Source organism: Blastomonas fulva (assembly GCF_003431825.1).
In the GTDB taxonomy this organism is placed as follows: domain Bacteria; phylum Pseudomonadota; class Alphaproteobacteria; order Sphingomonadales; family Sphingomonadaceae; genus Blastomonas; species Blastomonas fulva.
In genome coordinates this window covers 2,895,634-2,920,247 of sequence record NZ_CP020083.1, presented here as the reverse complement: position 1 = coordinate 2,920,247, position 24,614 = coordinate 2,895,634, and the positions used below count along the sequence as shown (strand labels likewise).

At 64.8% G+C, this 24,614-nt stretch carries 24 protein-coding genes and 1 other RNA gene; 12 read left to right on the top strand and 13 right to left on the bottom strand.

The genetic code is table 11. From position 1 onward, the window contains the following. The first annotated feature begins 5 nt into the window (after positions 1–5). Positions 6–638, top strand: a complete 633-nt coding sequence (locus tag B5J99_RS13920) for an eCIS core domain-containing protein (RefSeq protein WP_117352711.1) — start codon at positions 6–8, stop codon at positions 636–638. A gap of 183 nt (positions 639–821) precedes the next feature. Here the strand turns inward: B5J99_RS13920 and B5J99_RS13915 are convergent, their stop codons facing one another. The 9 genes from B5J99_RS13915 to B5J99_RS13875 form a co-directional block, all read right to left on the bottom strand. Then, positions 822–1,094, bottom strand: coding sequence for an HU family DNA-binding protein (locus B5J99_RS13915; RefSeq protein ID WP_054132945.1), 273 nt, complete (start codon positions 1,092–1,094; stop codon positions 822–824). A gap of 201 nt (positions 1,095–1,295) precedes the next feature. Then, positions 1,296–3,692, bottom strand: coding sequence for an endopeptidase La (gene lon, locus B5J99_RS13910; RefSeq protein WP_117352710.1), 2,397 nt, complete (start codon positions 3,690–3,692; stop codon positions 1,296–1,298). A 122-nt stretch (positions 3,693–3,814) separates the two neighbouring features. Continuing rightward, positions 3,815–4,150: a YbaB/EbfC family nucleoid-associated protein gene (locus B5J99_RS13905; RefSeq protein WP_054132947.1), complete on the bottom strand. Its 336-nt coding sequence runs from the start codon at positions 4,148–4,150 to the stop codon at positions 3,815–3,817. Then, complete coding sequence (locus tag B5J99_RS13900; RefSeq protein WP_117352709.1) at positions 4,147–5,988, bottom strand: DNA polymerase III subunit gamma/tau; 1,842 nt, start codon at positions 5,986–5,988, stop codon at positions 4,147–4,149. Before B5J99_RS13900 ends, B5J99_RS13905 begins: the two co-directional genes overlap by 4 nt. Before the next feature lie 94 nt (positions 5,989–6,082). Further along, positions 6,083–6,178, bottom strand: an RNA gene (gene ffs, locus B5J99_RS13895) — signal recognition particle sRNA small type. Positions 6,179–6,232: 54 nt separating this feature from the next. Continuing rightward, on the bottom strand, positions 6,233–7,111 hold the full coding sequence (gene bla / locus B5J99_RS13890) for a class A beta-lactamase (RefSeq protein WP_117352708.1): 879 nt from the start codon (positions 7,109–7,111) through the stop codon (positions 6,233–6,235). Then, entirely contained in the window at positions 7,111–7,446 is a 336-nt protein-coding gene (locus B5J99_RS13885) for a 2Fe-2S iron-sulfur cluster-binding protein (protein ID WP_117352707.1), read from the bottom strand. Before B5J99_RS13885 ends, bla begins: the two co-directional genes overlap by 1 nt. Before the next feature lie 3 nt (positions 7,447–7,449). Further along, a complete protein-coding gene (locus B5J99_RS13880) occupies positions 7,450–8,604 on the bottom strand; it encodes a cysteine desulfurase family protein (RefSeq protein ID WP_117353517.1) in 1,155 nt (384 codons plus the stop codon). Then, a complete protein-coding gene (locus tag B5J99_RS13875) occupies positions 8,604–9,689 on the bottom strand; it encodes a cysteine desulfurase family protein (RefSeq protein WP_117352706.1) in 1,086 nt (361 codons plus the stop codon). Before B5J99_RS13875 ends, B5J99_RS13880 begins: the two co-directional genes overlap by 1 nt. 191 nt (positions 9,690–9,880) lie before the next feature. Between B5J99_RS13875 and B5J99_RS13870 the strand changes: the two genes are divergently transcribed. Further along, positions 9,881–10,537: an alpha/beta hydrolase gene (locus tag B5J99_RS13870; protein ID WP_054132952.1), complete on the top strand. Its 657-nt coding sequence runs from the start codon at positions 9,881–9,883 to the stop codon at positions 10,535–10,537. Positions 10,538–10,574: 37 nt separating this feature from the next. On the opposite strand, the gene B5J99_RS13865 is transcribed toward B5J99_RS13870, so the two are convergent. From B5J99_RS13865 to maiA, 4 genes are all read right to left on the bottom strand, one after another. Then, positions 10,575–11,582: a fumarylacetoacetate hydrolase family protein gene (locus B5J99_RS13865; RefSeq protein WP_117352705.1), complete on the bottom strand. Its 1,008-nt coding sequence runs from the start codon at positions 11,580–11,582 to the stop codon at positions 10,575–10,577. A gap of 106 nt (positions 11,583–11,688) precedes the next feature. Continuing rightward, positions 11,689–12,141, bottom strand: coding sequence for a MarR family winged helix-turn-helix transcriptional regulator (locus B5J99_RS13860; RefSeq protein ID WP_054132954.1), 453 nt, complete (start codon positions 12,139–12,141; stop codon positions 11,689–11,691). A 13-nt stretch (positions 12,142–12,154) separates the two neighbouring features. After that, positions 12,155–14,263, bottom strand: coding sequence for a TonB-dependent receptor (locus B5J99_RS13855; protein ID WP_211337828.1), 2,109 nt, complete (start codon positions 14,261–14,263; stop codon positions 12,155–12,157). Further along, entirely contained in the window at positions 14,260–14,892 is a 633-nt protein-coding gene (gene maiA, locus B5J99_RS13850; RefSeq protein WP_117352704.1) for a maleylacetoacetate isomerase, read from the bottom strand. Before maiA ends, B5J99_RS13855 begins: the two co-directional genes overlap by 4 nt. A 94-nt stretch (positions 14,893–14,986) precedes the next feature. Between maiA and B5J99_RS13845 the strand changes: the two genes are divergently transcribed. The 10 genes from B5J99_RS13845 (at position 14,987) to B5J99_RS13800 (ending at position 24,512) form a co-directional block, all read left to right on the top strand. Continuing rightward, complete coding sequence (locus tag B5J99_RS13845) at positions 14,987–15,580, top strand: TIGR04282 family arsenosugar biosynthesis glycosyltransferase (RefSeq protein ID WP_117352703.1); 594 nt, start codon at positions 14,987–14,989, stop codon at positions 15,578–15,580. Beyond that, entirely contained in the window at positions 15,577–16,299 is a 723-nt protein-coding gene (locus B5J99_RS13840; protein ID WP_117352702.1) for a glycosyltransferase, read from the top strand. The genes B5J99_RS13845 and B5J99_RS13840 overlap by 4 nt, the downstream gene beginning before the upstream one ends. 156 nt (positions 16,300–16,455) lie before the next feature. After that, complete coding sequence (locus B5J99_RS13835) at positions 16,456–16,683, top strand: hypothetical protein (RefSeq protein WP_054132958.1); 228 nt, start codon at positions 16,456–16,458, stop codon at positions 16,681–16,683. Between the two features lie 264 nt (positions 16,684–16,947). Then, positions 16,948–18,249, top strand: a complete 1,302-nt coding sequence (gene wecC / locus B5J99_RS13830) for a UDP-N-acetyl-D-mannosamine dehydrogenase (protein WP_117352701.1) — start codon at positions 16,948–16,950, stop codon at positions 18,247–18,249. A gap of 18 nt (positions 18,250–18,267) precedes the next feature. Continuing rightward, positions 18,268–19,266, top strand: a complete 999-nt coding sequence (locus tag B5J99_RS13825; protein WP_117352700.1) for an NAD-dependent epimerase/dehydratase family protein — start codon at positions 18,268–18,270, stop codon at positions 19,264–19,266. Between the two features lie 72 nt (positions 19,267–19,338). Beyond that, positions 19,339–19,641 carry a putative quinol monooxygenase gene (locus B5J99_RS13820; protein WP_054132961.1) on the top strand — a complete coding sequence of 101 codons (303 nt, stop codon included), beginning with the start codon at positions 19,339–19,341 and terminating at the stop codon, positions 19,639–19,641. A 60-nt stretch (positions 19,642–19,701) separates the two neighbouring features. After that, a complete protein-coding gene (gene hslV, locus B5J99_RS13815; RefSeq protein ID WP_054133223.1) occupies positions 19,702–20,244 on the top strand; it encodes an ATP-dependent protease subunit HslV in 543 nt (180 codons plus the stop codon). Positions 20,245–20,262: 18 nt separating this feature from the next. Continuing rightward, the gene (locus B5J99_RS13810) at positions 20,263–21,372 is read left to right on the top strand and encodes an FAD-dependent oxidoreductase (RefSeq protein ID WP_117353515.1); all 1,110 of its coding nucleotides are present in this window, start codon (positions 20,263–20,265) and stop codon (positions 21,370–21,372) included. A gap of 60 nt (positions 21,373–21,432) precedes the next feature. Beyond that, positions 21,433–22,734, top strand: a complete 1,302-nt coding sequence (gene hslU / locus B5J99_RS13805; RefSeq protein WP_054132962.1) for an ATP-dependent protease ATPase subunit HslU — start codon at positions 21,433–21,435, stop codon at positions 22,732–22,734. Positions 22,735–22,982: 248 nt separating this feature from the next. Continuing rightward, positions 22,983–24,512 (top strand): methyl-accepting chemotaxis protein, encoded by a 1,530-nt coding sequence (locus B5J99_RS13800; protein WP_211337827.1) that lies wholly within the window; start codon positions 22,983–22,985, stop codon positions 24,510–24,512. Positions 24,513–24,614: the final 102 nt, after the last annotated feature.

The window sequence follows — 24,614 nt, the reverse complement described above, 5'->3', positions numbered from 1 at the left end:
CCCGCATGCATGGATTGAAGATCGCAGCGGGATCGCTGGCATGGCTGGGCGCGATGGCTCTGGGTGGCTGTATCGAACGGCCGAGCGAAGAGATGCTGACGCCGCCTCCCAGGGTGGCCCGCGCGCTTGCAGTGCTGGGCGAGCAATCCGTCCAGTCGTCCCGGCGGGTGGCAGCGCAGGCACAGCGCGAGTCCGGTCGTCTGGTGCAGCGGTCAGCGCGCGTGACCGCCCCGGTTCTCGCCCAGGCGATCCGTCATGCCGAGGCGCAATCCTCGCGCGCGGGTGCGCGCAGCATCCCTGCGCCGATGGCGGAAACCCTGGCACCCTATTTCGACCGGAAACTGATCGGCTCGGTCCGCTGGACAATCGGGACGGGCCGGGTCGATCTGGGCACCTTCCTGACCGAGCAGTACATGGACGAGGGCGCGGTCGCGCTCAACCGCCAGGTGGTGTTCTCCAGCGAACGGCTGACGCAGAATGTGTGGATCTGGGCGCACGAACTGGCGCATGTCGAACAGTATCAGCGCAAGGGCATCAATGGCTTTGCTGCGGCCTATATCCGCGACTGGCAGGCGATCGAGCGCGAGGCTACCGCGCGCGCCAACGAGGTGACCGCGGCCATCCGCAAGGCGGGCTGATCGGCCCCACGCCCCGCGTCACCGTTAGCCGTTCCTCAACCGATGGCTGACGCAAAAAAGGCGGCACAGGGTTGCGCCGCCTTTTCAGCTGTCGGTATTCAACGGGGGGGTAATTGGCTTTGCGACCCCTGCCCGCTCAAAGTCTGCGTTCGTTGCGGGTGCTGTCAGCCAGCACCCGTCAGATCAGTTGACTGCATCCTTGAGGCCCTTGCCGGCCTTGAACTTGGGCTGGGTAGATGCCTTGATTTCCATCTTCTCGCCGGTGCGCGGGTTGCGTCCGGTCGATGCCTTGCGCTTGCTCACGGAAAACGTGCCGAAGCCGACCAGGCGGACTTCGCTGCCCTTGGCAAGCGCACCACTGATCGAATCAAACACTGCTTCCACCGCCTTGCTGGCGTCGGTCTTGCTGAGGCCGCTCTGATCAGCGACTGCAGAAATGAGATCATTCTTGTTCATGCCGTGGGAACCCCCTGATTATTGTTGAATATAGCTGAATCGCGGCTTTGAGGGTGCCGAGTTAGAACCAGTTAAATCCAAGTGTCAAAGGGAAAAGCGCGCATTTCCGGGCACTTTGTCGCAATGTTACGGTAATGTTTCCGCTGGAAGCGCAGGAGGCCGGGATGCTGCAATGCACCATCCCGGCCTCCGGTGTAAGGCTCAGTGCGTGACCGCACCGCCCGCGATATCGCTGCCGCCGACTCGCGGTTGCGCAGCCAGTTCGTCCGCCTCGGTCCATTCGATCGGAACCAGCGGATCGACCAGGGCGACACGCAGCACCTCGTCGACATGGCTCACGGGGATGATGGTAAGCCCCTGCTTGGCGTTTTCCGGAATCTCGGCGAGGTCCTTCTCGTTTTCTGCCGGGATGAGCACGGTCGTGATGCCCCCGCGCAGCGCCGCGAGCAGCTTTTCCTTGAGCCCGCCGATCGGCAGTACCCGGCCGCGCAGCGTGACCTCCCCGGTCATCGCCACCTCGCGGCGGACGGCATTGCCGGTGAGCGTCGAGATGATCGAGGTGACCATGCCGATACCCGCAGACGGACCATCCTTGGGGACCGCACCTTCGGGAAGGTGGATATGGATATCCTTGCGCGCGAAGAGGCTGGGCTTGATACCATAAGCAGGAGCCCGCGCCTTGACGAACGAGAACGCCGCCTGCACCGATTCCTGCATGACCTCGCCAAGCTTGCCGGTGGTCTTGATCATGCCCTTGCCAGGCACGGTCACTGCCTCGATGGTCAGCAGTTCGCCGCCCACTTCGGTCCAGGCAAGCCCCGTCACCGCACCGATGTCGTTCTCGGTCTCGCCGATGCCGTGGCGATATTTGCGCACCCCGGCGAAGTCGGAGAGGTTGTCGCCGGTGATGACGACACCCTTGTCCTTGCCTTCAAGGATCCGGCGCAGCGACTTGCGCGCCAGCCGGGCGATTTCGCGCTCGAGCGTGCGCACGCCCGCCTCGCGGGTGTAATAGCGGATCAGGTCGCGCAAGCCCTCTTCGGTCAGCTCGAACTCACCCGCCTTCAGCCCATGCGCTTCGATCTGCTTGGCGATCAGGTGCCGCTTGGCGATCTCGACCTTCTCGTCCTCGGTATAGCCCTCGAGCCGGATGATCTCCATGCGGTCGAGCAGCGGCTGCGGCAGGTTCAGGCTGTTCGCGGTGGTCACGAACATGATGTCCGACAGATCGATGTCGATCTCCAGATAATGGTCCTGGAACTTGCCGTTCTGTTCGGGGTCGAGGACCTCGAGCAGTGCCGATGCCGGGTCGCCGCGGAAATCCTGGCCAAGCTTGTCGATCTCGTCGAGCAGGAACAGCGGATTGCTGGTCCCGGCCTTCTTCAGATTGTTGACGATCTTGCCCGGAAGCGAGCCAATATAGGTTCGGCGGTGGCCGCGGATTTCCGCTTCGTCACGCACGCCGCCGAGCGACTGGCGCACGAACTCGCGGCCCGTCGCCTTCGCGATCGACCGGCCGAGCGAGGTCTTGCCGACGCCCGGAGGGCCGACAAGGCACAGGATCGGGCCCTTGAGCTTGTTGGTTCGTGCCTGAACGGCGAGATATTCGATGATCCGGTCCTTGACCTTCTCCAGCCCAAAATGGTCATCGTCGAGCACCTTCTGCGCTTCGGTAATGTCCTTCTTGAGCTTCGACTTCTTGCCCCAGGGCAGGCCCAGCAACACGTCGAGATAGTTGCGCACCACGGTCGCTTCGGCTGACATCGGCGCCATGCTGCGCAGCTTCTTGAGCTCGGACGTCGCCTTGGCCTTGGCTTCGGGGGACAGCTTCAGCTTCTCGATCTTGGCGGCGAGTTCGGCAACACCGTTGCCATCGTCGCCATCGCCATTGCCCAGCTCGGACTGGATCGCCTTGAGCTGCTCATTGAGATAATATTCGCGCTGGGTCTTTTCCATTTGGCGCTTGACGCGGCCACGGATCTTCTTCTCGACCTGCAGCACGCCGAGCTCGCCTTCCATGAAGCCGAACACCATCTCCAGACGCTTGACCGGGTCATCCTCGGTCAGCAGGCTCTGCTTGTCGGCAACCTTGACCGCGATGTTCGCAGCCACCGCATCGGCGAGCTTGGACGCATCATCGATCTCCGCAAGCTGCACCGCGGTTTCGGCGGGCATCTTCTTGTTGAGCTTGGCATAGTTTTCGAACTGATCGACCACCGAACGCATCAGCGCGTTGACATCGGTGCCGCTGACGGCGCGCGCGGGCAACGCCTCGACCTCGGCCAGCACATGGTCGCCTGTGACCTCGAGCCGGTTGAGACGCGCACGTTCGCCGCCCTCGACCAACACGCGGACGGTGCCATCGGGAAGCTTGAGTAACTGGAGCACGGTGGCGATCACGCCGATGTCGTAGAGATCATCACGATCGGGATCGTCCCGCGCCGGGTCGAGCTGCGCGACGAGGAAGATTTCCTTGTCCTGCTCCATCGCCCGCTCGAGTGCGGCGACGGACTTGTCGCGGCCCACGAACAGCGGGACAATCATCTGCGGGAACACCACGATGTCGCGCAGGGGAAGCAGGGGATAGGTCTGGAACATGGTCAATTCGGTTCAATCCATCTTGGGCTGGGTGCGCCGGTCAATCGGCAGCAGTCAGCCCGTTATATGGTCACAGGTTGCGGCCGCGACAAGCGACCCTGCACCTGCCCGGGTTAACGGCGTCAGAACGGCAGCTTGAAGCCCGCGGGCAGCGGCAGCCCCTGCGCCATCTTGCTCATCTCTTCCTCGCTCGCGCGATCGGCCTTGGTGCGCGCGTCGTTGAACGCGGCCGCGATGAGGTCCTCGAGCATCTGCTTGTCGGCAGGCACGATCAGGCTGTCGTCGATCGACACGCCCAGGATGCGCCCCTTGGCGGTGGCGCGAACCTTGACGAGCCCGCCACCGGCAGCGCCTTCGACCTCGACAGATTCAAGCTTGGCCTGAGCCTCGTTCATCTGACGCTGGACGGTCTGCGCGGCTTCCTGCGCGGCAGCCATCATTTCTTCCATGCTTTTCATGCCTTGGCACTCCGTGTTGGCAGGTTATCGTCCTCATGTGGGGAGATTTCCGCCGCAGTCCAGTCAATTTCCGCATCGGGAAAGGCGGATTGTGTCGCCTTTACCAGCGGATGATTGAGAATTTCATCGCGCATCGCGTCCTGGCTATGCTTTTCCTGCTCGGCGAGACTGGGTAGCGCATCGTCAGCGCCGCGCTCGACCTGCCAGCGCCGCCCGGTGATCTCGGCCAACGCCTCGCGCAGCAGCGGGACATAGTCGTCACGCCCTGTCGCGGACTGATAGGTCAGCGTGTCGGAACCGATCTCGACCGGGCGCATATCGGTCCGCACCTGCCCCGCGAGCAGCAAGCGCCCGGCATTGTCGAGCAGATCGACGATGTCACCAATGGTGCGGATTTCGCCGGGAGTTCTGATCGGCTGGGGCTCGGGCCGAGCAACCGGCTCGCCATAGTCGGCCATGTCCCAGGGCGGCGCCCCATCGGGAGCCGGTGGTGCCTCGGCCTGCGGTTGCGAAGGTTCGGGCGAAGGGGCCGTCGGCGCATCGGCCTGCGGCGCCTCTACCATCCTGCGCGCCAGCGTGCCCGGATCGGGCAGCGTCGCGGCATAGAGCGCGCGCAGCAATGCCATTTCGCATGCCTCGCGCGGCACTGGCGCCTGCTCGATCTCGTCGTGCCCCTTGAGCAGCAGTTGCCACAGCCGGTGCAGGCTCGCATGGCCAAGCTTGCCCGCCCAGTCGGCAAGCGCCGCGCGGTCTTCCTCGCCGTGCACGGTGCGCACCCTGCCGGCAGATTTCTGCAGCGTGATCGCGTGCACCATAGCCAGCAACCCGCGCATTACCGCGACAGGATCGACGCCCAACCCGTGCTGCGCGTCCAGATCGGCGAGCATCGCATCGGCATCGCCCGCGATCAGATGCGCGAACAGCCGCCGCATCGACCCACGATCCGACAGGCCGAGCATCGAGCGCACCTGCTCCGCGCGCACCATCGCGGCACCTGCATCATCGCTGTGCCCGCCAAGATCGGCATGCGCGATCGCCTGGTCGAGGATCGAGAGACCATCGCGCACCGACCCCTCGGCGGCATCGGCGATCATCGCCAGCGCATCGGGCTCGGCGACCACGGCTTCCTTGACGCAGATTTCGGTGAAATGGCTGGCGAGCAGCTCGGACGGAATGCGCTTGAGGTCGAATCGCTGGCAGCGTGACAGCACCGTAATCGGCACCTTGTTGACCTCGGTGGTCGCAAACAGGAACTTCACGTGCGGCGGTGGCTCCTCCAGCGTCTTGAGCAAGCCGTTCCACGCCTGTTTCGACAGCATGTGCGCTTCGTCGATGATGTACATCTTGTAGCGCGCCGACACGGCGGCATAACGCACCGCCTCGGTGATCTCGCGGACGTCGTCGATGCCGGTGTGGCTCGCGGCATCCATCTCGATGATGTCGATATGGCGGCCTTCGGCGATGGCGACGCACGGTTCGCACACGCCGCACGGCGCGATCGTCGGGCCGCCCTGCCCGTCCGGTCCGATGCAATTGAGCGCCTTGGCGATCAGTCGCGCAGTCGAGGTCTTGCCCACCCCGCGCACCCCGGTCATCAGGAAAGCATGCGCCAGCCGCTCGCGGCGGATGGCGTTGCCCAGGGTCTGGACCATGGCGTCCTGGCCGATCAATTCGGCAAAGGTCTGGGGGCGGTATTTGCGCGCCAGCACGCGATAGGCCTGGCCAGTGGCGGGCGCTGGAGCAGGCGCCGGAACGGGCGGCATGTCTAGCCCAAGGCCAGGCATCAGGGCTTCGTCGTCGGTGTCGCTGTCCGTATCTGGCTGCGGGGAATCATGCATGGCACGTGATTAGCCGCTGCTGCGCAGGGATGGAAACGAATCCGCGCGGCTGTTCAAAAACCGCAAGGCCGCTTGGCGCGCTAAGGATGAGAGAATGGTAGGAGCCGGACGACCCGCGGCGAAAATCGTTGTGGCTGCTTCCTTCCGGACCTGACCAGATTGGCGACGGCTACGTCCGCCCGACTCCCAGGCCGCATATGGCGACAAGTTGCGGGGAAAGCAAGAACCGCTGAACAGTCCGCGTTCAACGCAGCGCAGGCAGCACCGCACGGGTAGCATCGGCGATGATTGCGCTGGCAGCATCGCCTTTGACCGCGGGCCGGTCGAGATAGACCGCGAGCGTATAGCGCATGCCGGTCTCGGCAGTGAAGACCGCAACGTCGTTGAACGCATTGCCGCAGCTGCCGGTCTTGTCGCCCGCGCTCCAGCCCTGGGGCAATCCGCCGCGAATGCGCTTGAGCCCGGTCGATGTGTTCTCCATCCAGCGATACAGCAGCCGCTGCTGGCCGACCGGCATGGCGTTGCCGACCACCAGCGAGCGGGTGGTTTCGGCCATCGCGGCGGGCGTGGTCGTGTCGCGCGGATCACCGAGCGCGTTTTCGTTGAGCTCGGGCTCGCGCCGATCCAGCCGGGTGACGCTGTCGCGCTTGCCGCGAAGCCATGCGGTAAAGCTCTGCGGCCCACCAAGCCGGTCGAGAAGCAGGTTGGCGGCGGTGTTGTCGCTGAGCGAGACGGCAGCCGAGGCAGCCCCTTCAACAGTCACCGCTTCGGGCGGGGTTTTGGCACGCTGCGCTTCGACATAGGGGGAATAGACCACCATGTCGGAGTCGGTCACCGGCAGCGGGTCCGCCATCGACAATCTGCCTTTGTGCGCGTTTTCCAGCACCATCGCGGCGAGCGGCAGCTTGAAGGTCGAGCACATCGCAAAGCGTTCGTCGGCGCGGTGCCCTGCGAGCTGATGACCGTCCGGGCCCACCAGCGCGACACCCAGCCTGCCGCCGCTGCGCGCCTCTATCGCGGCGAGTTCGCGCGCGATCGCGGGATCAGTTGTAGGCTCCGGCGCAGTGGTGGCGCAGCCACTCAGCAGCGCTGCAGTCCCAAGGATAAGCGCACGGCCGATCATCACATGCCCTGCATGTCATAGCTTTCCGGCGGAACGCGGCAGGTCAGGCTCTGCCACTCGTCGCGCAGGAAAATCTGGCACGACAGCCGCGAGGTGCGGGTGACGGCGACAGCAAGATCCAGCATGTCCTCTTCCATCTCGACCGGCTCGGGCAGCTTGGCGAAATCGGCGGCATCGATGATCAGATGGCAGGTCGAACAGGCCATCTGGCCTTCGCAGGTGCCTTCCAGCGGCAGGCCATGCGCCTGCGCGACATCGAGCAGCCGGTCGCCATCCTGGGCCTGCACCGTCTGACGGCTCTTGCCGTCGGCGCTGATGAACGTCACCTCGATCATGGATTACCCTGTATGGCTGCCAAGCTGGCTGGTGGTCGCAGAATTGATCAGATGCGCGGCGCGCTCGATTTCGTCAACCGTGGTATAGCGTCCAAAGCCAAGCCGGATCGACGAACGGACCTTTTCCGTCGGCAGGCCCAATGCGGTAAGCACATGGCTGGGTCGACCCGAGCCGCTGGCACAGGCCGAGCCTGCCGAAAAGGCTACGCCGCGCACGTCGGACAGCAACCGCGACACATCCAGCCCGTCGCGCCGCAGGTTGAGATTGCCGGCATAACGCTGGTCGAGCGAACCATTGACCTGCCAGCCGGCAAAATGGCGCAACGCCGCCTGCTGCAGGGCAGCGAGATGCTCTGCATCGTCCTGCTGGCGGGTCGCGGCGACCTTGGCGGCGGCGCCGAACCCGGCGCACAGTGCCGGCGACAGCGTGCCCGAACGCAGCCCCTGCTCCTGCCCGCCGCCATGGATCAGTGGCTCGATTGCGACGCCGTCGCGCAGCCACAGCGCCCCGATGCCCTTGGGGCCGTGGATCTTGTGGCCGCTGATCGCGATCATGTCCGCAGATTGCGGCAACGCGACGCGGCCATAGCCCTGCACCGCATCGCACAGGAACAGCGCGCCTGCTGCGTGCGCGAGGTCAGCCAGCGCCGCGACCGGCTGAATCACCCCGATCTCGTTGTTCACCAGCATCGTTGCTACGATCGCGGTGTCGCCATCGATGGCCGCACGCGCCTGGTCGAGATCGACCAGCCCATCCGTGCCCACCGGGAGGATGTGCAGACGAAAGCCCTGCGTCTCCAGCCAAAGGCAGGTGTCAATCACCGCAGCGTGCTCGGTGGCGATGGTGACGATCTTGCGACGCGGCGCCTGCCCCGCCAGCACGCCGCGCAGGCCCATGTTGAGCGCCTCGGTCGCGCCGCCGGTGAACACCACGCGTCCGCCTGAAGGCATCAAGGCGGCGATATGCCCGCGCGCCACTTCGACCGCGGCTGCGGCCTTGCGTCCGGCGGCATGCGAACTGTGCGGATTGGCCCAGCCGGTGGGCCCGGTGAGGTCACCCAGCCAGGGCTGCATCGCCGCGAGAGCTTCGGGCGCGAGCGGCGTCGTCGCCTGATAATCGAGATAGATCGGCGCGTTTCCTGCCACGGCGCCCGCCATCACGATCGCACCCGCTCCGCCATCGCGCGCCACAGTTCGATGAAGCGATAGACGTGTGCGCGGGTGGTCGAAGGGCCAAAGCTCACCCGCACCACCTCGCCTGCTGCCTTTTCGTCCCAGCCCATCGCGGTCAGCACCGCACTGGTCTTGAGCGTGCCCGAGGAACACGCACTGCCTGCCGAGACCGCAACCCCGGCGAGATCGAACTGGATCAGTTGGGCATTCGCCTGCACGCCGGGCATGCGATAGCTGCCGATCGTGGGAAGCCGCTGCGCGCCCTCGGCAACCACCTCGCCGCCCGCACCGCGGATGGCGCTTTCGAGCTGGTGGCGCAGATCGGCCGCGCGGTCGATCCAGTTGCGCGACACCGAGAGCGCCGCTGCGAAGCCCAGCGCTGCTGGAACGTTTTCGGTGCCGCTGCGATAGCCCTTTTCCTGCCCGCCTGACGGGTAGAGCACGCCAGGATCACGCAGCAGCAGCGCGCCAATCCCCGGTGGTCCGCCCAGCTTGTGCGCGGAAATGACGATCATGTCGGCTTCGGGCAGCGGTATCTTGCCAGCGCTTTGCGAGCAATCGCACAGCACCGGTGCCCTGGCCTCGCGGGCCATGGCGGTCACCGCCTCGACGTCCTGCATCACCCCGGTTTCGCTGTTAACCGACTGCACGATCACCAGCGGCCGTTTCGCGCCGGCATCCAGCGCGCGTTGCAGGCTGGCCAGCACCAGCCGCCCATCCAGATCGACCGCCAACCGCAGCACCGTGCGCGTGTCCGGCGCACGATCGGCGATGCGCTGGACGGCGTCGTGCTCGGTCGCCGAGACGATCCAGCCATCGGTCTTGCTGGCCTGCATCGCGAGCGCGATGGCCTCGCTGGCGCCGCTGGTCAGGATGACCTCGCCATCCCAACCCAGGGCCTCGGCGATGCGCGCGCGCGCGGCCTCCAGCGCAGCGCGGGCGGCGCGTCCATCGGCATGCGGTGACGACGGATTGGCCCAGCTTTCCAGCCCTGCCGCCATCGCGGCGCGCGCCTCAGCCAGCACCGGCGTGGTTGCCGCATGATCAAGATAGATGCGCGGGTCGGCCATGATGCGGGTCAGACTGAGCTTGGGTTGCGACGGTTCATCGCGTTCATCTAGCCGCACCCTGCCGCATTGCCACGCATTTTGTTGCTTTTTGGGGGCCCGATTGCGTATAGCCCCTGTTCCTTGGCGCGCCGCCAGCCACATCAGGCGGCACCCCGCCTGTCATCTGCAGAACTCCGAAAGTCCCACAAAATATGCCCGCTGTCATCTTTCCCGGTCCCGAAGGCCGCCTTGAGGGCCGCTTCAGCCCCGCTCCCCGCCCCCGTGCCCCGGTCGCGATGATTTTACATCCGCACCCGCAGGGCGGCGGCACGATGAACGACCGGATCACCCAGGCGCTCTACAAGACCTTCGTTCGGCGCGGCTTTGCGACTTTGCGCTTCAACTTCCGCGGTGTCGGCCGCAGCCAGGGCACATTCGACAACGGCATCGGCGAACTGTCCGATGCAGCTGCTGCGCTGGACTGGGTGCAGAGCTTCCATCCCGAGGCGCAGACCACCTGGGTTGCAGGCTTCAGCTTCGGCGCGCTGATCGGCATGCAATTGCTGATGCGCCGTCCGGAGATCCGCGGCTTCATCTCGGTCGCGCCGCCCGCCAACATGTATGACTTCAGCTTCCTCGCCCCCTGCCCCGCCTCTGGCATCATCGTGCAGGGCGCCGCCGATACGGTGGTCACCCCCGGCGCGGTGCAGAAGCTGGTCGACAAATTGCGCACCCAGAAGCACATCACCATTCATCACGACGAGATCGGCCGCGCCAACCACTTCTTCGAGCATGAGCTCGACGATCTGATGCACTCGGTCGACAATTATCTCGACATGCGGCTGGCCCCGGATTCGCCGATCCGCTGAGCGCGAACCGGCGGCAATCTTAAGCTTTTTGGCGCGATCAGCCGACCTTCACAGTCTGCTCGATCGCGCCGAAGATGGTGTGCTCGCGGTCGTCGTGTACATCGATTCGCACGACATCGCCATGCTTGAGGAACGGCGTGGTCATTTCACCCGTGCTGATCTTCTCGACCATGCGCACTTCGGCAAGGCAGCTGTAACCCAGGCCGCCATCGGCTACTGGGCGTCCCGGTCCGCCATCGGCATCGCGGTTTGAGACCGTGCCAGATCCGATGATCGATCCTGCGCGCACCCGCCGGGTCTTGGCGAGATGCGCGATCAGCACGCCGAAATCGAAGGTGCAGTCGTCCGAGGCGACAGCGCGGCCAAAGGGCTTGCCGTTGAGATCGACCATAAGCGTGCGGTGCAGCTTGCCGTCCTGCCAGTAATCGCCCAGCGCATCGGGGGTTACGAAAACCGGCGAGAACGCGCTGGCGGGCTTGGACTGGACGAACCCGAAGCCCTTGGCGAGCTCATCGGGGATCAGGTTGCGCAGCGACACATCGTTGACCAGCCCGATCAGCCGGATGTGGCCGCGCGCTTCTTCCGGCGTGACGCCCTGCGGCACATCGCCGGTGACGACGACGATCTCGGCCTCAAGATCGCATCCCCAGGCTTCGTCCTTCAGCTGGATGTCGTCGCGCGCACCCATGAAATCGTCCGATCCGCCCTGGTACATCAGCGGGTCGGTCCAGAAGCTTTCGGGCAGCTCCGCACCGCGCGCTTTGCGGACCAGTTCGACATGGTTCACATAGGCCGAGCCATCCGCCCATTGATAGGCGCGCGGCAGCGGCGCTGCGGCATCATGCTCGTGGAAGCGCTCGCGAGGGATCGCGGCGTGCTCAAGATCGCGCGCCAGAACCTCGAGATAAGGCGCCATGCGGTCCCAGTCGTCGAGCGCCGCCTGCAAGGTCGGGACCAGGTGGCTGGCATCGGCGTACCAGGCGAGATCGTTCGAGACCACGACCAGACGGCCGTCGCGGCCGCTCTTGAGGGATGCGAGCTTCATGGGTTCGGCTTCCTTTCAGGAAAGTGGTTCTTTGCGGTCTGACGCGCCGGAATATTGCGCAGCATAGTATCATTTGAAACCGGAGTGCAAGATCATTCCGGGTCGGTCAATCATGCGCCAGCGAGTCCGCCTGGGTCAGCAGCTTTCCCAGCATTCTGGAAAACTGCGCCTGTTCCTGCGGGTCGAGCACCTGGATGACCTGAGTCTCCATCTGCAACGCCAGCGGCATGATTTCGGCATACAGCGCCCTGCCGGTATCGGTCAGCGCGAGATGATGCGACCGGCCGTCGCTCATGTTGGGGGCACGCTGGATCAGGGCGCGCTCGCCCAGCGCCTTGGTCGCGCGGTTGACCGCCACCTTGTCCATGCGGGTGGCTGCCACCAGCTCGCGCTGAGTGGCCTCACCGACATCGCCGAGCACCGCCATCACGCGCCATTCTGCAATCTTCAGCCCGAAGCGGCTGCGATACTCGCGCGCGATCAGATCGCTGATCGCATTCGAGGTGATCGAGATGCGATAGGGCATGAATTCGGCAAGGCGGGTCATGGTTTCGGTCATCGGGTCACCGACGCTATTCAATGTCCAGTTTCACGCCAAGCCAAATCGTGCGGGGCATGCCGCGTTCGATGATCCCGGGCCCGCTGATCGCCGCCTGGACCGTTGCATCGAACAGGTTTTCGCCGCGCAGTTCGACCAGCAGGTTGCGGCTGATCCGCAACGCCGCGCGCGCATCCAGTGTCAGCGCATCATCGAGCGCCAGCAGGCCGAGGTCATCCTCGAACTGCGAACCGACATAGCGCGCGGTCAGGTTGACGCCGCTGTCGTTGCCTTGCGGGAACCATCCGACCGAGCCGGTGGCGAAATGCCGGGGTACCTGTGCGGGACGCAGGCCGTCGATCGCCGCCTGGCCGGGCCCGGCGCGGACCTCGGCGTCGACATAGCTGTAGGCGGCGGCGAAGTTGAAATCGCCGACATCGGCGCGCGCCTCGATCTCGATGCCCCTCGCCTCGACCGCATCCAGATTCTGCCGCTGGTTGAAGCTGCCCGCCGCCGAGACGAAGCCGACGCCGGGAAAGGTGCCAGGCCCGCGCGCCAGCGTCACATTGGCGATGGCATTGTCCAGCCGGTTCCAGAAAACGGTAGCGCCCAATTGAAGCGTGAAAATCTCCCAGTCGAGCCCGAGTTCCACCCCCTGCAGCCGTTCCGGCGCCAGCGCGGCATTGGCCGCAGTGGCGTCAGCCCCGACACGGAAGGGCCGGTAAAGCTCGTTCAGCGTCGGCAGCCGCCAGCCGAGATAGCCCGCGCCGCGCAGCGTCAGCAGCGAGGCCGCATCCCAGGCAAATCCCAGCCGCCCGGTGCCTTCCCAGCCGCTGCGGTTGGCAAAATCGGTGGTGGCGAGCGGCGCGCCGGTGGCGAGCACGGTCTCACGCAGCCGCCCGTCGGTGAGCGTCCAGCGGTCGACCCTGCCGCCACCGGTAAGCAGCAGATCGGGCGATGCCTGCCAGCTCGCCTCGGCGAACGCGCCAAAGGTGTCGCTCGCGCCGCCTGCGCGCCGGAGCCGTGTAGGGTTGCCTGCAACATAGGTGAACAGCTCGCGGGTCTCCCCGGTCGTGCGCCGCCATTCTCCGCCCAGCCGCAGCTCGGCGCCCTCGCCGATCGAAGGACGGATTTCGATTCGCGCGCCCAGCCCGGTGGAGGGCACGTTGAACTGGTCGAGCGTCTGGGTTGCGGCAGTCCGGTCCGCGCTGATCGCCGCGAAGCTGCTCGCAAAGCTCCGCATCTGGACATAGGCCAGCGCCGACCACGGCAGCGCACCCCGCCCGACAAGACGCACGCTGGCATCGGCGCCGTCATTGCTGTTGTCGCTGAAGGCGAAGCCGCGTTCGCGCTGATCGGTGAAGGCGCGCGCACTGGCCTGGATTTCGGTATCGACATCGATCGGCGCGACGAAGCGCAGGTTGATCCCGGCCTGTTCATAGGGCGCTGCCCTGTCCACCAGGCCGCGTTGCCGCGCGATCGTCGGGACGAATCCATCGCCGCGGGCATATTGCGCCGAGATCGAAAGGCCGCCTGCGCCCAACGATTGCGACGTTCCGACGCTGGCCTCGATCGAGTTGCGGCTGCCATAGGCAAGGTCACCATAAACGTTCGACTGGTCGGGCCTGATCCCGGCGCTGTCGAGCTCGATCGTTCCGGCCAGAGCGCCTGGGCCATCGCTTCCGGTCCCGCCACCGCGCCGCACCCGCACCGCTGCCAGATTGATCGCGTCATAGCCGGGAAAGCTGATCCAGCCGCCGAACGGATCGCTCTGCGGCACCCCGTCGAGCATCAGCAGCGCCCGGCTGGACGCGTTGCCGCCCAGGCCGCGCAGGGTGACGCCCTGGCTGGTCGGGTTGGCGCTGCGCGCATCGGACCGGCGAAATTGCTGCAGCCCCGGCACCAGCCGCAACGCGTTTTCCAGCCTCTGGCTGGGTTCGTTGGCGAGCATGTCTGGCGTGATGCTGGTCACGCTGTAGGCGCGGTCGCCCAACGGCACATCGAGCGGCTTGCCGACCACCGTGATTAGCGCATCGGCCCAGGTGATTTCGCTCGCCGGTTGGTCTTGGGCAAGCGCCGGTGTCGCGGCAAGCGAGGCGGCGAGACCCAGCGAAACGGTACAGCGCGTCCTTGAAATCCTCACGCCGGCTTCACCGCATCGGGATGCCCGGCGGCAAAGGCGGGGATCGCCTGCAATTCGGCATCGATCCGCACCAGCCGGGGAAAGGGAGCAAGATCAAGGTCGAACCGGCGTGCGTTTGCCATCTGCGGGACGAGGCACACATCGGTGAGGTCCGGCGTGGTGCCGCCGAACAGGCCATCGTCCGGCGCCAGCGCCTCCAGCGCGGCAAAGCCTTCCGCAACCCAGTGGCGATACCAGTCATCGATCACAGCCTGATCCTGCCCCATCTCGGCCTTGAGATATTTGAGCATCCGCAGGTTGTTGACCGGGTGGATGTCGGCGATGATGATCATCGCGCGCGCCAGCGTCACCGCGCGCGCCGCAGGATCTTCGGGAAGAAGCCGGGCATCGGGCCGCGTCGCATCGAGATAGTCGATGATCGCCAGCGACTGGGTGAGATCGAGCCCGTCGATGTGCAGCATCGGGACGAAACCCTGAGGGTTGCGCGCAACGTAATCGGGCGCTTTCTGCTGGCTGGTCAGCAGGTCGGTCGGCACCGCGCGATAGGCAATCCCCTTGAGGTTGAGCGCAATGCGCACCCGATAGCTGGCGGACGAACGCCAATAATCGAACAGGACGGTTTCAGACATTGCACACTCCAAGGGCCGGGGCCGCGCACCATATGAAGCGAACGCAGCGATGCAAGGCTTGTTTCCGCCAACCCTCTCGTTAAGGCTTTGCGCGATGCCTGTGCCGCCCACCCTCGTGCTGTTCGCCAAGTTCCCGGTTCCGGGCTACGCCAAGACCCGGTTGATCCCCGCGCTGGGGGCCGAGGGGGCTTCCCGCGTCCATCGCCATCTGACCGAGCGGACGGTGGCCACGCTTCTGGCAGCAGGCGCGCCGGTGGAGATCCGCTTTGCAGGCGCCGATGAGGGGGAGTTTAGGGCGTGGCTGGGCGATGGACCCGTGCTGGTCGAGCAGGTCGAAGGTGGCCTCACCGAGCGGCTCTGCGATGCATCCCGCCCGGCACCGCACATCTTCCTCGGCGCAGACACTCCCGATCTCACCGTGACGATCGTTCATTCGGCGATCGCTGCGCTGCAACGCCATGACGTGGTGATCGGCCCCGCGGATGACGGCGGCTATTATTTAATCGGGATGCAGCGCGCGCGGCCCGAACTGCTGTCGGACATGGCGTGGAGCACCGATGCGGTGTTTCCCGAAACGATGCGGCGGTGCGCGCAGCAGGGTCTGTCGGTGGCAACGCTTCCGGTGCTGGCAGATTGTGACCGACCTTCAGACCTTGCCCGCTGGCCCGATCTGGAAGCGCTCCCATGACGAGCGTCACGCTGATGATCCCTGCGCTCAACGAAGCCAAGGCCCTGCCCGCGACCATCGCCAATGTCGCCGCAATGACGCCGCAACCCGACGAAATCCTACTGATCGACGGAGGCAGCGAGGACGAGACCATTGCGCTTGCAATGGCCGCCGGATGGCGGGTGCTGGCCGCGCCCACGCGCGGGCGCGGACCGCAGATCAATTTCGGGGTCGAGCAGGCGCAAGGCGATCTGGTGTGCATCCTGCACGCCGACAGCCTGCTGCCCCCCGACGCCATCGCCCATGTGCGCACGGTGCTTGCCGATAAAAGATTGTCGCTGGCGACGTTCCTGCCGATCATCCGCGGCAAGAAGACCCGCTGGTTCACCACCGCGCACAATTGGTGGAAGACATATTACCCGCTGTTCACCCATCCGCATCTGTTCGTGCGCGGGGTGCGGCTGCTGTTCGGTGACCATGCCATGTTCTTCCGCCGCGCCGATTATCTGCGCATCGGCGGCATCCCGGCAGACGCCACGATCATGGAAGAGGCCGACCTGTGCATCGGCTTTGCGCGAATCGGAAAGCTCAAGATGACCCGCAAGCCCGTGATCACTTCGGACCGCCGCATTGCAGCATGGGGACCGCTCAAGGCCAATTACATCTATCTGAAAGTCGGCCTCGCCTGGACCTTCGGAATGCGGCATCGGTTGAAGGATATGTACCCGGACGTCCGATGACGCGGGGCTTTCGGAAAAATTTCCAAGTCTTTCAACGCGAATGGCCAATTGCAAAAATCGCACGCGAAATGAAGGAATAAGTCATTTCGCACTTGCAATATATCCAGACGCGTGGCATGTATGCATTGAGAGTCAACCTCCTCATGGAGTTCCACTATGAAACTGTTCAAAGCTTCGATGGCCGCGATCGCCCTGACCACCATGGTCGGCGCTCCGGTTCTGGCACAGGCCGTCGCGCCTGCCGCCGCCCGTACTTCGGCTGTCTCGAGCGAATCGAGCGAAGCTGAAGGCAGCACCGGCATCATCATCGGTGTGGTCGCTGCAGCAGCCGTGATCGGCGGCATCATCATCATCGCTGATGATGATGAGCCCAACAGCCCCTGATTTCATCAGGCTGTAGAGATACAATCAGGGCGGCCTTCGGGTCGCCCTTTTTGTTTGTGCGCTCCAGACGGGGGCTGCAGCCTCTGAAAGGCCCCATCCGCAGCGTGGGCCATCACCATGCCCCCGGCCCCGCCCGCCGCGAGAGCCCCACCGGCTGGCCAATGTGGCTTGCTTACGGCTTTTTTAACTCCATAGGACTTAGGAAAGGGGCTGACTGGCCCCGGGCTCTCGCCGTGCGGGGTCGCCTATATCCGGGGATTGACCATGTTGTCCGACAAGAAGCCTGAAGTTTGTGTTGTGGGGCTGGGCTATATCGGCCTGCCCACCGCTGCCATCATCGCACGGTCGGGCTGCCGGGTGCTCGGCGTCGATGTCTCGGAACATGTCGTCAACACGATCGCCGAGGGCCGCATCCATATCGAGGAGGTCGATCTCGACGGGCTGGTGCAGGGCGTGGTTTCGCGTGGCATGCTGCGCACGTCGCTCACCGTCGAGCCCTCCGATGTATTCGTCATCGCGGTCCCCACCCCTTTCGACGACAACCATGCGCCTGATATCAGCTATGTGCTGCAGGCCGCGAGCAGCATTGCCGCGGTGATCAAGCTGGGCGATTGCATCATCCTGGAATCCACCTCGCCGGTGGGCACCACCGAGGAAATGCGCGACCTGATCGCCAAGCTGCGGCCTGACCTCAAGGTTCCCGGAATCAGCGCCGACATCCCCGACATCGCGATCGCCTATTGCCCCGAGCGCGTGCTCCCCGGGCGCATCCTCGAAGAGCTGACCAACAACGACCGATCGATCGGCGGCATAACCCCGCGCTGCGCGCGCAAGGCGCTCACGTTCTACCGCCGCTTCGTGCGCGGCGAGTGCATCACCACCGATGCGCGCTCGGCCGAAATGACCAAGCTGGTCGAGAACGCCTATCGCGACGTCAACATCGCCTTTGCCAACGAGCTGTCGATCGTCGCCGACCGCATGGGTCTCGACGTGTGGGAGGTAATCCGCCTCGCCAACCGCCATCCGCGCGTCAACATCCTCCAGCCCGGCCCGGGCGTCGGCGGCCACTGCATCGCGGTCGATCCGTGGTTCATCATCCACGGCGCGCCCGACGACACCCCGCTGATCCGCACCGCACGCTGGGTCAACGATGGCAAGATCGGCCATGTGCTGAGCAAGGCCGGCGACATGATCGAAGCCAACCCCACCGCGCGCGTCGCCTGTCTGGGTTTGGCGTTCAAGGCCAATATCGACGATTTCCGCGAGAGCCCGGCCAACAAGGTCGCGCTGGCGCTGGCGCAGAAATATGGCGAGCGCATCGCGATCGTCGAGCCCTATGCGCAGGCCCTTCCGCCCGCTTATGACGGCCTTGGAGCGAGCCTGATCGATGTCGACGATGCGATCGAGAGCTGCGACATGTTCATCGTGCTGGTCGATCACGACGTGTTCAAGTCGATCCCGCTTGCCGAACGCGTGAGCAAGATCGTGTACGACACCCGCGGCATCTGGTCCGACCAGCCCGCCCACCCCGAACGCCCGGCTGGCCATTTGCGCCTGGCCGGCTGATCGGGCAGGTACCACAGCATGAAAGTCCTTGTCACCGGAGCAGCCGGCTTCATCGGCCACGCCCTCACGCGCGCGTTGATGGCGCGCGGTGACGAGGTCATCGGCATCGACAATCTCAACCCCTATTACGATCCCGCGCTCAAGCACGCCCGCGTGGCCGATCTTGCCGGCATCGCCACAGGCGCGTTCGACTTCCTACCGCTCGACTTTGCCGATTATCCCGGGCTCGTTGCCGCGCTGGAAGGCCGCGCGTTCGATGCGATCGTCCACCTGGGCGCGCAGGCCGGGGTGCGCTACAGCATCGACAACCCGCACGCCTATGTGCAGTCCAACCTGGTCGGCCATCTCAACATTCTCGAACTTGCGCGCGCGCGCGGCACCGGGCACTGCGTCTATGCCTCGTCATCGTCGGTCTATGGCAACTCGACCAAAAGCCCGTTCAGCGTCGACACCCGCGTCGATCATCCCGTCTCGCTCTACGCCGCCACCAAGAAGGCGGACGAGCTGATGAGCGAGACCTATGCGCATCTCTATCGACTGCCGATGACGGGGCTCAGGTTCTTCACTGTCTATGGCCCCTGGGGCCGCCCGGACATGGCGCTGTGGAAATTCACCAGGGCAATCCTGCAGGACCAGCCGATCGACGTGTACAACCATGGTGATATGCGCCGCGATTTCACCTATATCGACGACATCATCGCCGGCGTGATCGCGGTGCTCGACCATCCGCCTGCCGACGATGGCGCCGCCAAGCCTGGCGGGAGCATTTCACCTCATGCAGTTTACAATATCGGCAACAACCAGCCCGAGCCGCTGGGCCGGATGATCGACGTTGTCGAGGCCGCGTGCGGCAAGCCCGCCATCCGCAACCTGCTGCCGATGCAGCCGGGCGATGTGCATGAAACCTATGCCGACATCAGCGCGATCCAGACCGATCTGGGCTATGCGCCCACCACCTCGATCGATACCGGCATCCCGCGCTTCGTCGACTGGTATCGCACCTACCACCAGCTCTGACTTGCGTGCCGGATAGCGGCATCGTAACTGTGCCGCTCAGCGGACCGATCGCTCCGCACGGAGAAACACGACATGCTCATCATCGAAGGCTGGCTCCACTTTGCGCCGGGCGAAATCGACAAGTTCGCCGAAGCCGCGCGCATCATGGTCGAGGCGACGCACCAGGAAGAGGGCTGTCTGCATTACAGCTTCGCGCGCGACATGGCCAATCCCGACATTCTGCGCATTGCCGAACGCTGGACCGACGACGCAGCGCTCGATGCGCATCTGACGTCGCCGCACATGGCAGCCTTTGGCGCCGGCCTCGCCCAGGTCGAGCGCATCGGCGCCGATATCCGGTTGTACAACGGTGATGAAGTCCGGCGGATCATGTAGGGCTTGCAGCGCTTTGCTGTTCCCACCATATCCCGCGCCATGAGCAGACAAGACAGCAGCATGCCGACATGGCATGGCACAACCATCGTCGGCATTCGCAGGAACGGCAAGGCGGTGATCGCGGGCGACGGCCAGGTTTCCATGGGCCAGACCATCATGAAACCCAACGCCCGCAAGGTTCGCCGTCTCGGTGACGGTTCGGTGATCGGCGGGTTTGCCGGCGCAACCGCCGATGCCTTCACCCTGTTCGAGCGGCTCGAGGGCAAGCTCGAGCGGCACTCGGGCCAGCTGATGCGCGCGGCGGTTGAGCTCGCCAAGGACTGGCGCACCGACAAGTATCTGCGCAACCTGGAAGCGATGATGATCGTCGCCGACAAGGACGTGACCCTGATTCTCACCGGAAATGGCGACGTGCTCGAACCGGTCGATGGCGTCGCCGCAATTGGATCCGGCGGAAACTATGCGCTCGCCGCAGCGCGCGCGCTGCTCGAATATGAAGCCGATGCCGAAACCGTCGCGCGCAAGGCGATGAAGATCGCCGCCGATGTCTGCGTCTATACGAACGACCAGCTGACGATCGAAGTTCTCGACACCGAGAGCTGAGACCTTATGGTCGGCTCCATGGCATGGCAGGTGGATCGACGCGGACTGGTGTCCTCTGCCGGGGCTGCACTGGCGCTGAGCGGCTGCACGACGGTGCAATCGCGCTCGGTGGCGCGGCTCGGCGCAACGGCCCCGCGCTGCCTGGCGCGCGTCAATGTCGATCCTTCGCGCATTATCCGCACCGTGGCTGGGCTGCGCCCCTATCGCCCGTCCGGTTTCGTGGTCCGCGCCGAAAGGTTGGGCGAATCTCTGCTGGTCCACAATTACGGCCATGGCGGCGGCGGAATTTCGCTGAGCTGGGGAAGCTCGCGGCTGGCAACGGCGCTGGGCCTGCCCGGCCATTCGGGACCTGTCGCGGTGATCGGATCGGGGATCATGGGGCTGACCACCACGCGGCTGGCGCAGGAGGCGGGCTACTCCGTCACGATCTACACCGAAACGCTGCCGCCGGGCACCACATCCAACATCGCAGGCGGACAGATCTATCCCGCGGGCCATTTCGACAATGACATGGTCACCCCGCAATGGCGCGAACAGGCTGCTGCTGCTGCCGATTATAGCAGGCGCCGGTTCCAGATCATGGCAGGGGACGATTACGGCATCCGCTGGCTGCCGACCTATGACCAGACACGTTCGTCAGGGCCGCTTGCGCCCGATCCGATGTTTCCGGGACGCGTAAGGCTGTCGGCAGACCATCACCCGTTCCCGGCCGACAACGTGGTGCGCTACGACACCATGTATGTCGAGACCGGGCGGTTCATGGAACGGTTGCTGCGCGATATCCGCATTGCCGGCGGAGCGGTGCGAGTGCGCCGGTTCAACTCGGCCGCCGAGGTTGCCGCGCTGCCCGAACGGCTGGTGTTCAACTGTACCGGATTGGGCGCAGCCGCGCTGTTCGGCGATACCGAATTGGTCCCGGTGCGCGGCCAGCTTGCGGTGCTGATCCCGCAGCCGGAAATCGATTATGCCTATGCGCTGCGTGCCGGATACATGTTTCCGCGCGGCGATGGCATCCTGCTGGGCGGCACCTATGAGCGCGGCGAATATGTCGCCGAGCCCCAGCCGCAGGACATTGCCGATATCGTCGAATCGCACCGCAGCCTGATGGCCGGGTGGCGCTGTGCTTGAAGCAGCAAGCGGCACTCCCCAATTTGTGTTCCGACACGTTCCTCACATAGAAGATCCCGAATGACAGATACGCTTACCCCCAAGTCCATCGTCGCTGCGCTGGATGCACACATCATCGGTCAGCAGGACGCCAAGCGCGCGGTCGCCGTGGCGCTGCGCAACCGCTGGCGCCGCCAGCGCCTGCCCGCCGAACTGCGCGACGAGGTGACGCCCAAGAACATCCTGATGATCGGGCCCACGGGCTGCGGCAAGACCGAGATCTCGCGCCGTTTGGCGAAGCTCGCCGATGCACCGTTCATCAAGATCGAGGCGACCAAGTTTACCGAAGTCGGCTATGTCGGCCGCGATGTCGATCAGATCGCGCGCGATCTGGTGGAGGACGCCGTGCGGCTCGAAAAGGAACGCCGCCGCGAAAAGGTGCGTGAGGCTGCGTCCGACGCAGCGATGGAACGGCTGCTCAACGCGCTCGTCGGCGACAACGCCAGCGAGGCAACCCGCCAGAGCTTCCGCCAGCGGATCACCGACAACCACATGAACGACACCGAAGTCGAGATCGAGGTCGAAGACGCGCCCAACATGCCGATGGAAATTCCCGGGATGGCCGGTCAGGTCGGGATGATCAACCTGTCCGACATGATGGGCAAGGCTTTCGGCCAGAAGCGTACCAAGCCGCGCAAGATGCGGCTCGCCGATGCGTGGGACAAATTGATCGAGGAAGAAGCCGAGAAGCGGATGGACCAGGACGATGTCGCGCGCGTTGCGCTCGCCGATGCCGAAGCCAATGGCATCGTCTTCCTCGACGAGATCGACAAGATCGCAGTGTCCGATGTGCGCGGCGGTTCGGTGAGCCGTGAAGGCGTGCAGCGCGATCTGCTGCCGCTGATCGAGGGCACCACCGTGGCCACCAAGTACGGCCCGATGAAGACTGACCATGTGCTGTTCATCGCCTCGGGCGCGTTCCACATCGCCAAGCCCAGCGACATGCTGCCCGAACTGCAGGGTCGCCTGCCGATCCGGGTGGAGCTCAAGGCACTGACCGAGGAGGACTTCTTCCATATCCTCACCCAGACAAAGGCCAATCTGGCGCAGCAGTACACCGCGCTGCTGGGCACCGAGGAACTGACTCTCGAATTCACCGAGGATGCGCTTCGCGAGGTCGCGCGGATCGCCGCATCGGTCAACGAAACGGTCGAGAACATCGGCGCGCGGCGCCTGCAGACGGTGATGGAAAAGCTCCTCGAGGAGATCAGCTTCGGCGCGGAGGAGCATCGCGGCGAGACCATCAGGGTGGATGCAGCCTATGTGCAGAAGCAGCTCACCGGGATCGCGAAGAATACCGACCTCAGCAAATACGTGCTGTAGTCGCGGCCATGCCGGTCACGCCGCTTCGGCCGTCTGACCGGCATCTGGGCGAACAGAATCGCCCAACAGGTCCGATTAGGCACAAATTAACCATGAGGCCCTAGCTTGGGTGCATGGTGAGGACCGGCAGAAGCAGTTTTGCGCATATCGCACGCCGATGCGTGGGCTCTGTACGCCGGTCGCTTGCGAACATTGCCTATGGCGGAGAGATCCGCTCGGCCGACGCCGCCGGAATGGCGGCGCAACACATGCAGCGGGTATGTGCCGGGGTGACCGCGATGATCCCTAGCGTCAGCGTGGTGGCGGTGGTGCTGGGGCTTGCGACCTGGAACACCCCGGGGCTGATGCTCACGATGCTCGGCTTCCTGCTCACCCTTGGCACCATGGCCGCGATGATTCCCGTCAACATTCGGCTGAAAAAGCTGCTCGAGGCTGACAGCGGCGAGATACAGAACGATCTGAAGGCGCTCACCCATCATTTCACCGCCAACGCCGTGCTTTCGGGCATTGCATGGTCGATGATCATCGCCGGAATGCTGACCTCCGAGGTGCCACACCTCAGCGACCTTGGCATCACCATCGGCATCGCGGCCACCGCGATCGGATCGATGAACTATCTTTCGCTTCCGGGGACGAACCTGATCTGGCTGGTGTCGATCACCAGCGGAACCTGCATCGCGATCAATGCCACCGGGTTCACCGTGGACCCTTATTTCTATCCGCTGGTGATCTGCTTTGCGGTGATCGTGTGGCGCAGCACCATGGTCTTCTGCAGGCATTTTGCCGGGTACATCCGCCAGTCGCAGGAACTGGTCGTGGTGCGCGAACGCGAGTTCGCTGCCGAACAGCGCAAGGTGCAGGAGCGCGCCGAACAGGACCGGTCGGCGCAAGCCATGCTCGCCCAGCAGCGCGACCGTCACTTGCAAGAGCGCAGCCGCGCGATGGCCGATCTGGCCGAAGCGTTCGATCGATCGGTCATGCACACCATCGACAGCCTCGGCACCGCCCTTACCCAGCTGGGCGTGTGCGCATCTGCGCTGCATGAGATCGGCGAGGAAACGGGCCAGAGCGCCGCGCAGGTGACCGCGCGCGCGGCCAATGTCGGCATGTCGGTGCAGAATGTTGCGGGAGCCGCAGCACAGCTAAGCCAGTCGGCGCATTCCATCGCCCAGCGAGTCGAGGACCAGCACCTCGCCGCCACCGCCGCGCGAAGTTCGTCGCTCGAGGGCAGCGAAGCGGTCGGCGCGCTTGCGCAACAGGCCGCCAAGGTATCGCAGATCGCAACGCTGATCGAGGAGATCGCCTCGCAGACCAATCTGCTGGCGCTCAACGCCACGATCGAGGCTGCGCGCGCGGGCGAAGCCGGTCGCGGGTTCGCTGTCGTCGCGCACGAGGTCAAGCAGCTTGCGGGCCAGACCCGGGGCGCGATCAATTCGGTCGGGCAGACGGTGAACGGCATCCGCACCCGGATGAGCCTTGCCGAGACCACCATCGATTCGATCGCAGGCCAGATCGATCTGGTGAGCGAAGGTGCGGCGCATATCGCCAGGGTTATTACCGAACAGAGCGAGGCGACGCTGGGGATCAACAGCCACGCGCAACAGGTCGCCAGCGACGCGCGATCGATGGAAGATACCGCGCGCACGGTCAGCCACAACGCTCACCGCGTCAAATCCATGTCCGATGACATGCGCGAGGTGACCGCCCGGCTGGAAGACCAGGCCAGCGCGCTGCGGATCGCCAGCGCAGCGTTTCTCGCCGAGCTCAAGGCCGCCTGACACGCGGCTCGCCGCATTCATCGCAAGCAGGCTGGTGATATGCTGTGCAAGCGGCAAAGCCCGCGCTACTATCATCTTATCATGTGCAGTTTCATGCCGTGT

Bases quoted from the DNA above. Each gene is read 5' to 3' on its own strand.
- B5J99_RS13840 (WP_117352702.1), top strand. From the start codon at position 15,577: ATGACGAGCGTCACGCTGATGATCCCTGCGCTCAACGAAGCCAAGGCC.
- B5J99_RS13880 (WP_117353517.1), bottom strand. From the start codon at position 8,604: ATGGCGGGCGCCGTGGCAGGAAACGCGCCGATCTATCTCGATTATCAG.
- B5J99_RS13870 (WP_054132952.1), top strand. From the start codon at position 9,881: ATGCCCGCTGTCATCTTTCCCGGTCCCGAAGGCCGCCTTGAGGGCCGC.
- B5J99_RS13800 (WP_211337827.1), top strand. From the start codon at position 22,983: ATGCAGCGGGTATGTGCCGGGGTGACCGCGATGATCCCTAGCGTCAGC.
- B5J99_RS13920 (WP_117352711.1), top strand. From the start codon at position 6: ATGCATGGATTGAAGATCGCAGCGGGATCGCTGGCATGGCTGGGCGCG.
- B5J99_RS13915 (WP_054132945.1), bottom strand. From the start codon at position 1,094: ATGAACAAGAATGATCTCATTTCTGCAGTCGCTGATCAGAGCGGCCTC.
- B5J99_RS13865 (WP_117352705.1), bottom strand. From the start codon at position 11,582: ATGAAGCTCGCATCCCTCAAGAGCGGCCGCGACGGCCGTCTGGTCGTG.
- B5J99_RS13825 (WP_117352700.1), top strand. From the start codon at position 18,268: ATGAAAGTCCTTGTCACCGGAGCAGCCGGCTTCATCGGCCACGCCCTC.
- lon (WP_117352710.1), bottom strand. From the start codon at position 3,692: ATGTTCCAGACCTATCCCCTGCTTCCCCTGCGCGACATCGTGGTGTTC.
- B5J99_RS13845 (WP_117352703.1), top strand. From the start codon at position 14,987: ATGCCTGTGCCGCCCACCCTCGTGCTGTTCGCCAAGTTCCCGGTTCCG.
- B5J99_RS13860 (WP_054132954.1), bottom strand. From the start codon at position 12,141: ATGACCGAAACCATGACCCGCCTTGCCGAATTCATGCCCTATCGCATC.
- B5J99_RS13875 (WP_117352706.1), bottom strand. From the start codon at position 9,689: ATGGCCGACCCGCGCATCTATCTTGATCATGCGGCAACCACGCCGGTG.
- B5J99_RS13905 (WP_054132947.1), bottom strand. From the start codon at position 4,150: ATGAAAAGCATGGAAGAAATGATGGCTGCCGCGCAGGAAGCCGCGCAG.
- wecC (WP_117352701.1), top strand. From the start codon at position 16,948: ATGTTGTCCGACAAGAAGCCTGAAGTTTGTGTTGTGGGGCTGGGCTAT.
- B5J99_RS13900 (WP_117352709.1), bottom strand. From the start codon at position 5,988: ATGCATGATTCCCCGCAGCCAGATACGGACAGCGACACCGACGACGAA.
- maiA (WP_117352704.1), bottom strand. From the start codon at position 14,892: ATGTCTGAAACCGTCCTGTTCGATTATTGGCGTTCGTCCGCCAGCTAT.
- hslV (WP_054133223.1), top strand. From the start codon at position 19,702: ATGCCGACATGGCATGGCACAACCATCGTCGGCATTCGCAGGAACGGC.
- B5J99_RS13885 (WP_117352707.1), bottom strand. From the start codon at position 7,446: ATGATCGAGGTGACGTTCATCAGCGCCGACGGCAAGAGCCGTCAGACG.
- B5J99_RS13810 (WP_117353515.1), top strand. From the start codon at position 20,263: ATGGCATGGCAGGTGGATCGACGCGGACTGGTGTCCTCTGCCGGGGCT.
- hslU (WP_054132962.1), top strand. From the start codon at position 21,433: ATGACAGATACGCTTACCCCCAAGTCCATCGTCGCTGCGCTGGATGCA.
- bla (WP_117352708.1), bottom strand. From the start codon at position 7,111: ATGATCGGCCGTGCGCTTATCCTTGGGACTGCAGCGCTGCTGAGTGGC.
- B5J99_RS13835 (WP_054132958.1), top strand. From the start codon at position 16,456: ATGAAACTGTTCAAAGCTTCGATGGCCGCGATCGCCCTGACCACCATG.
- B5J99_RS13820 (WP_054132961.1), top strand. From the start codon at position 19,339: ATGCTCATCATCGAAGGCTGGCTCCACTTTGCGCCGGGCGAAATCGAC.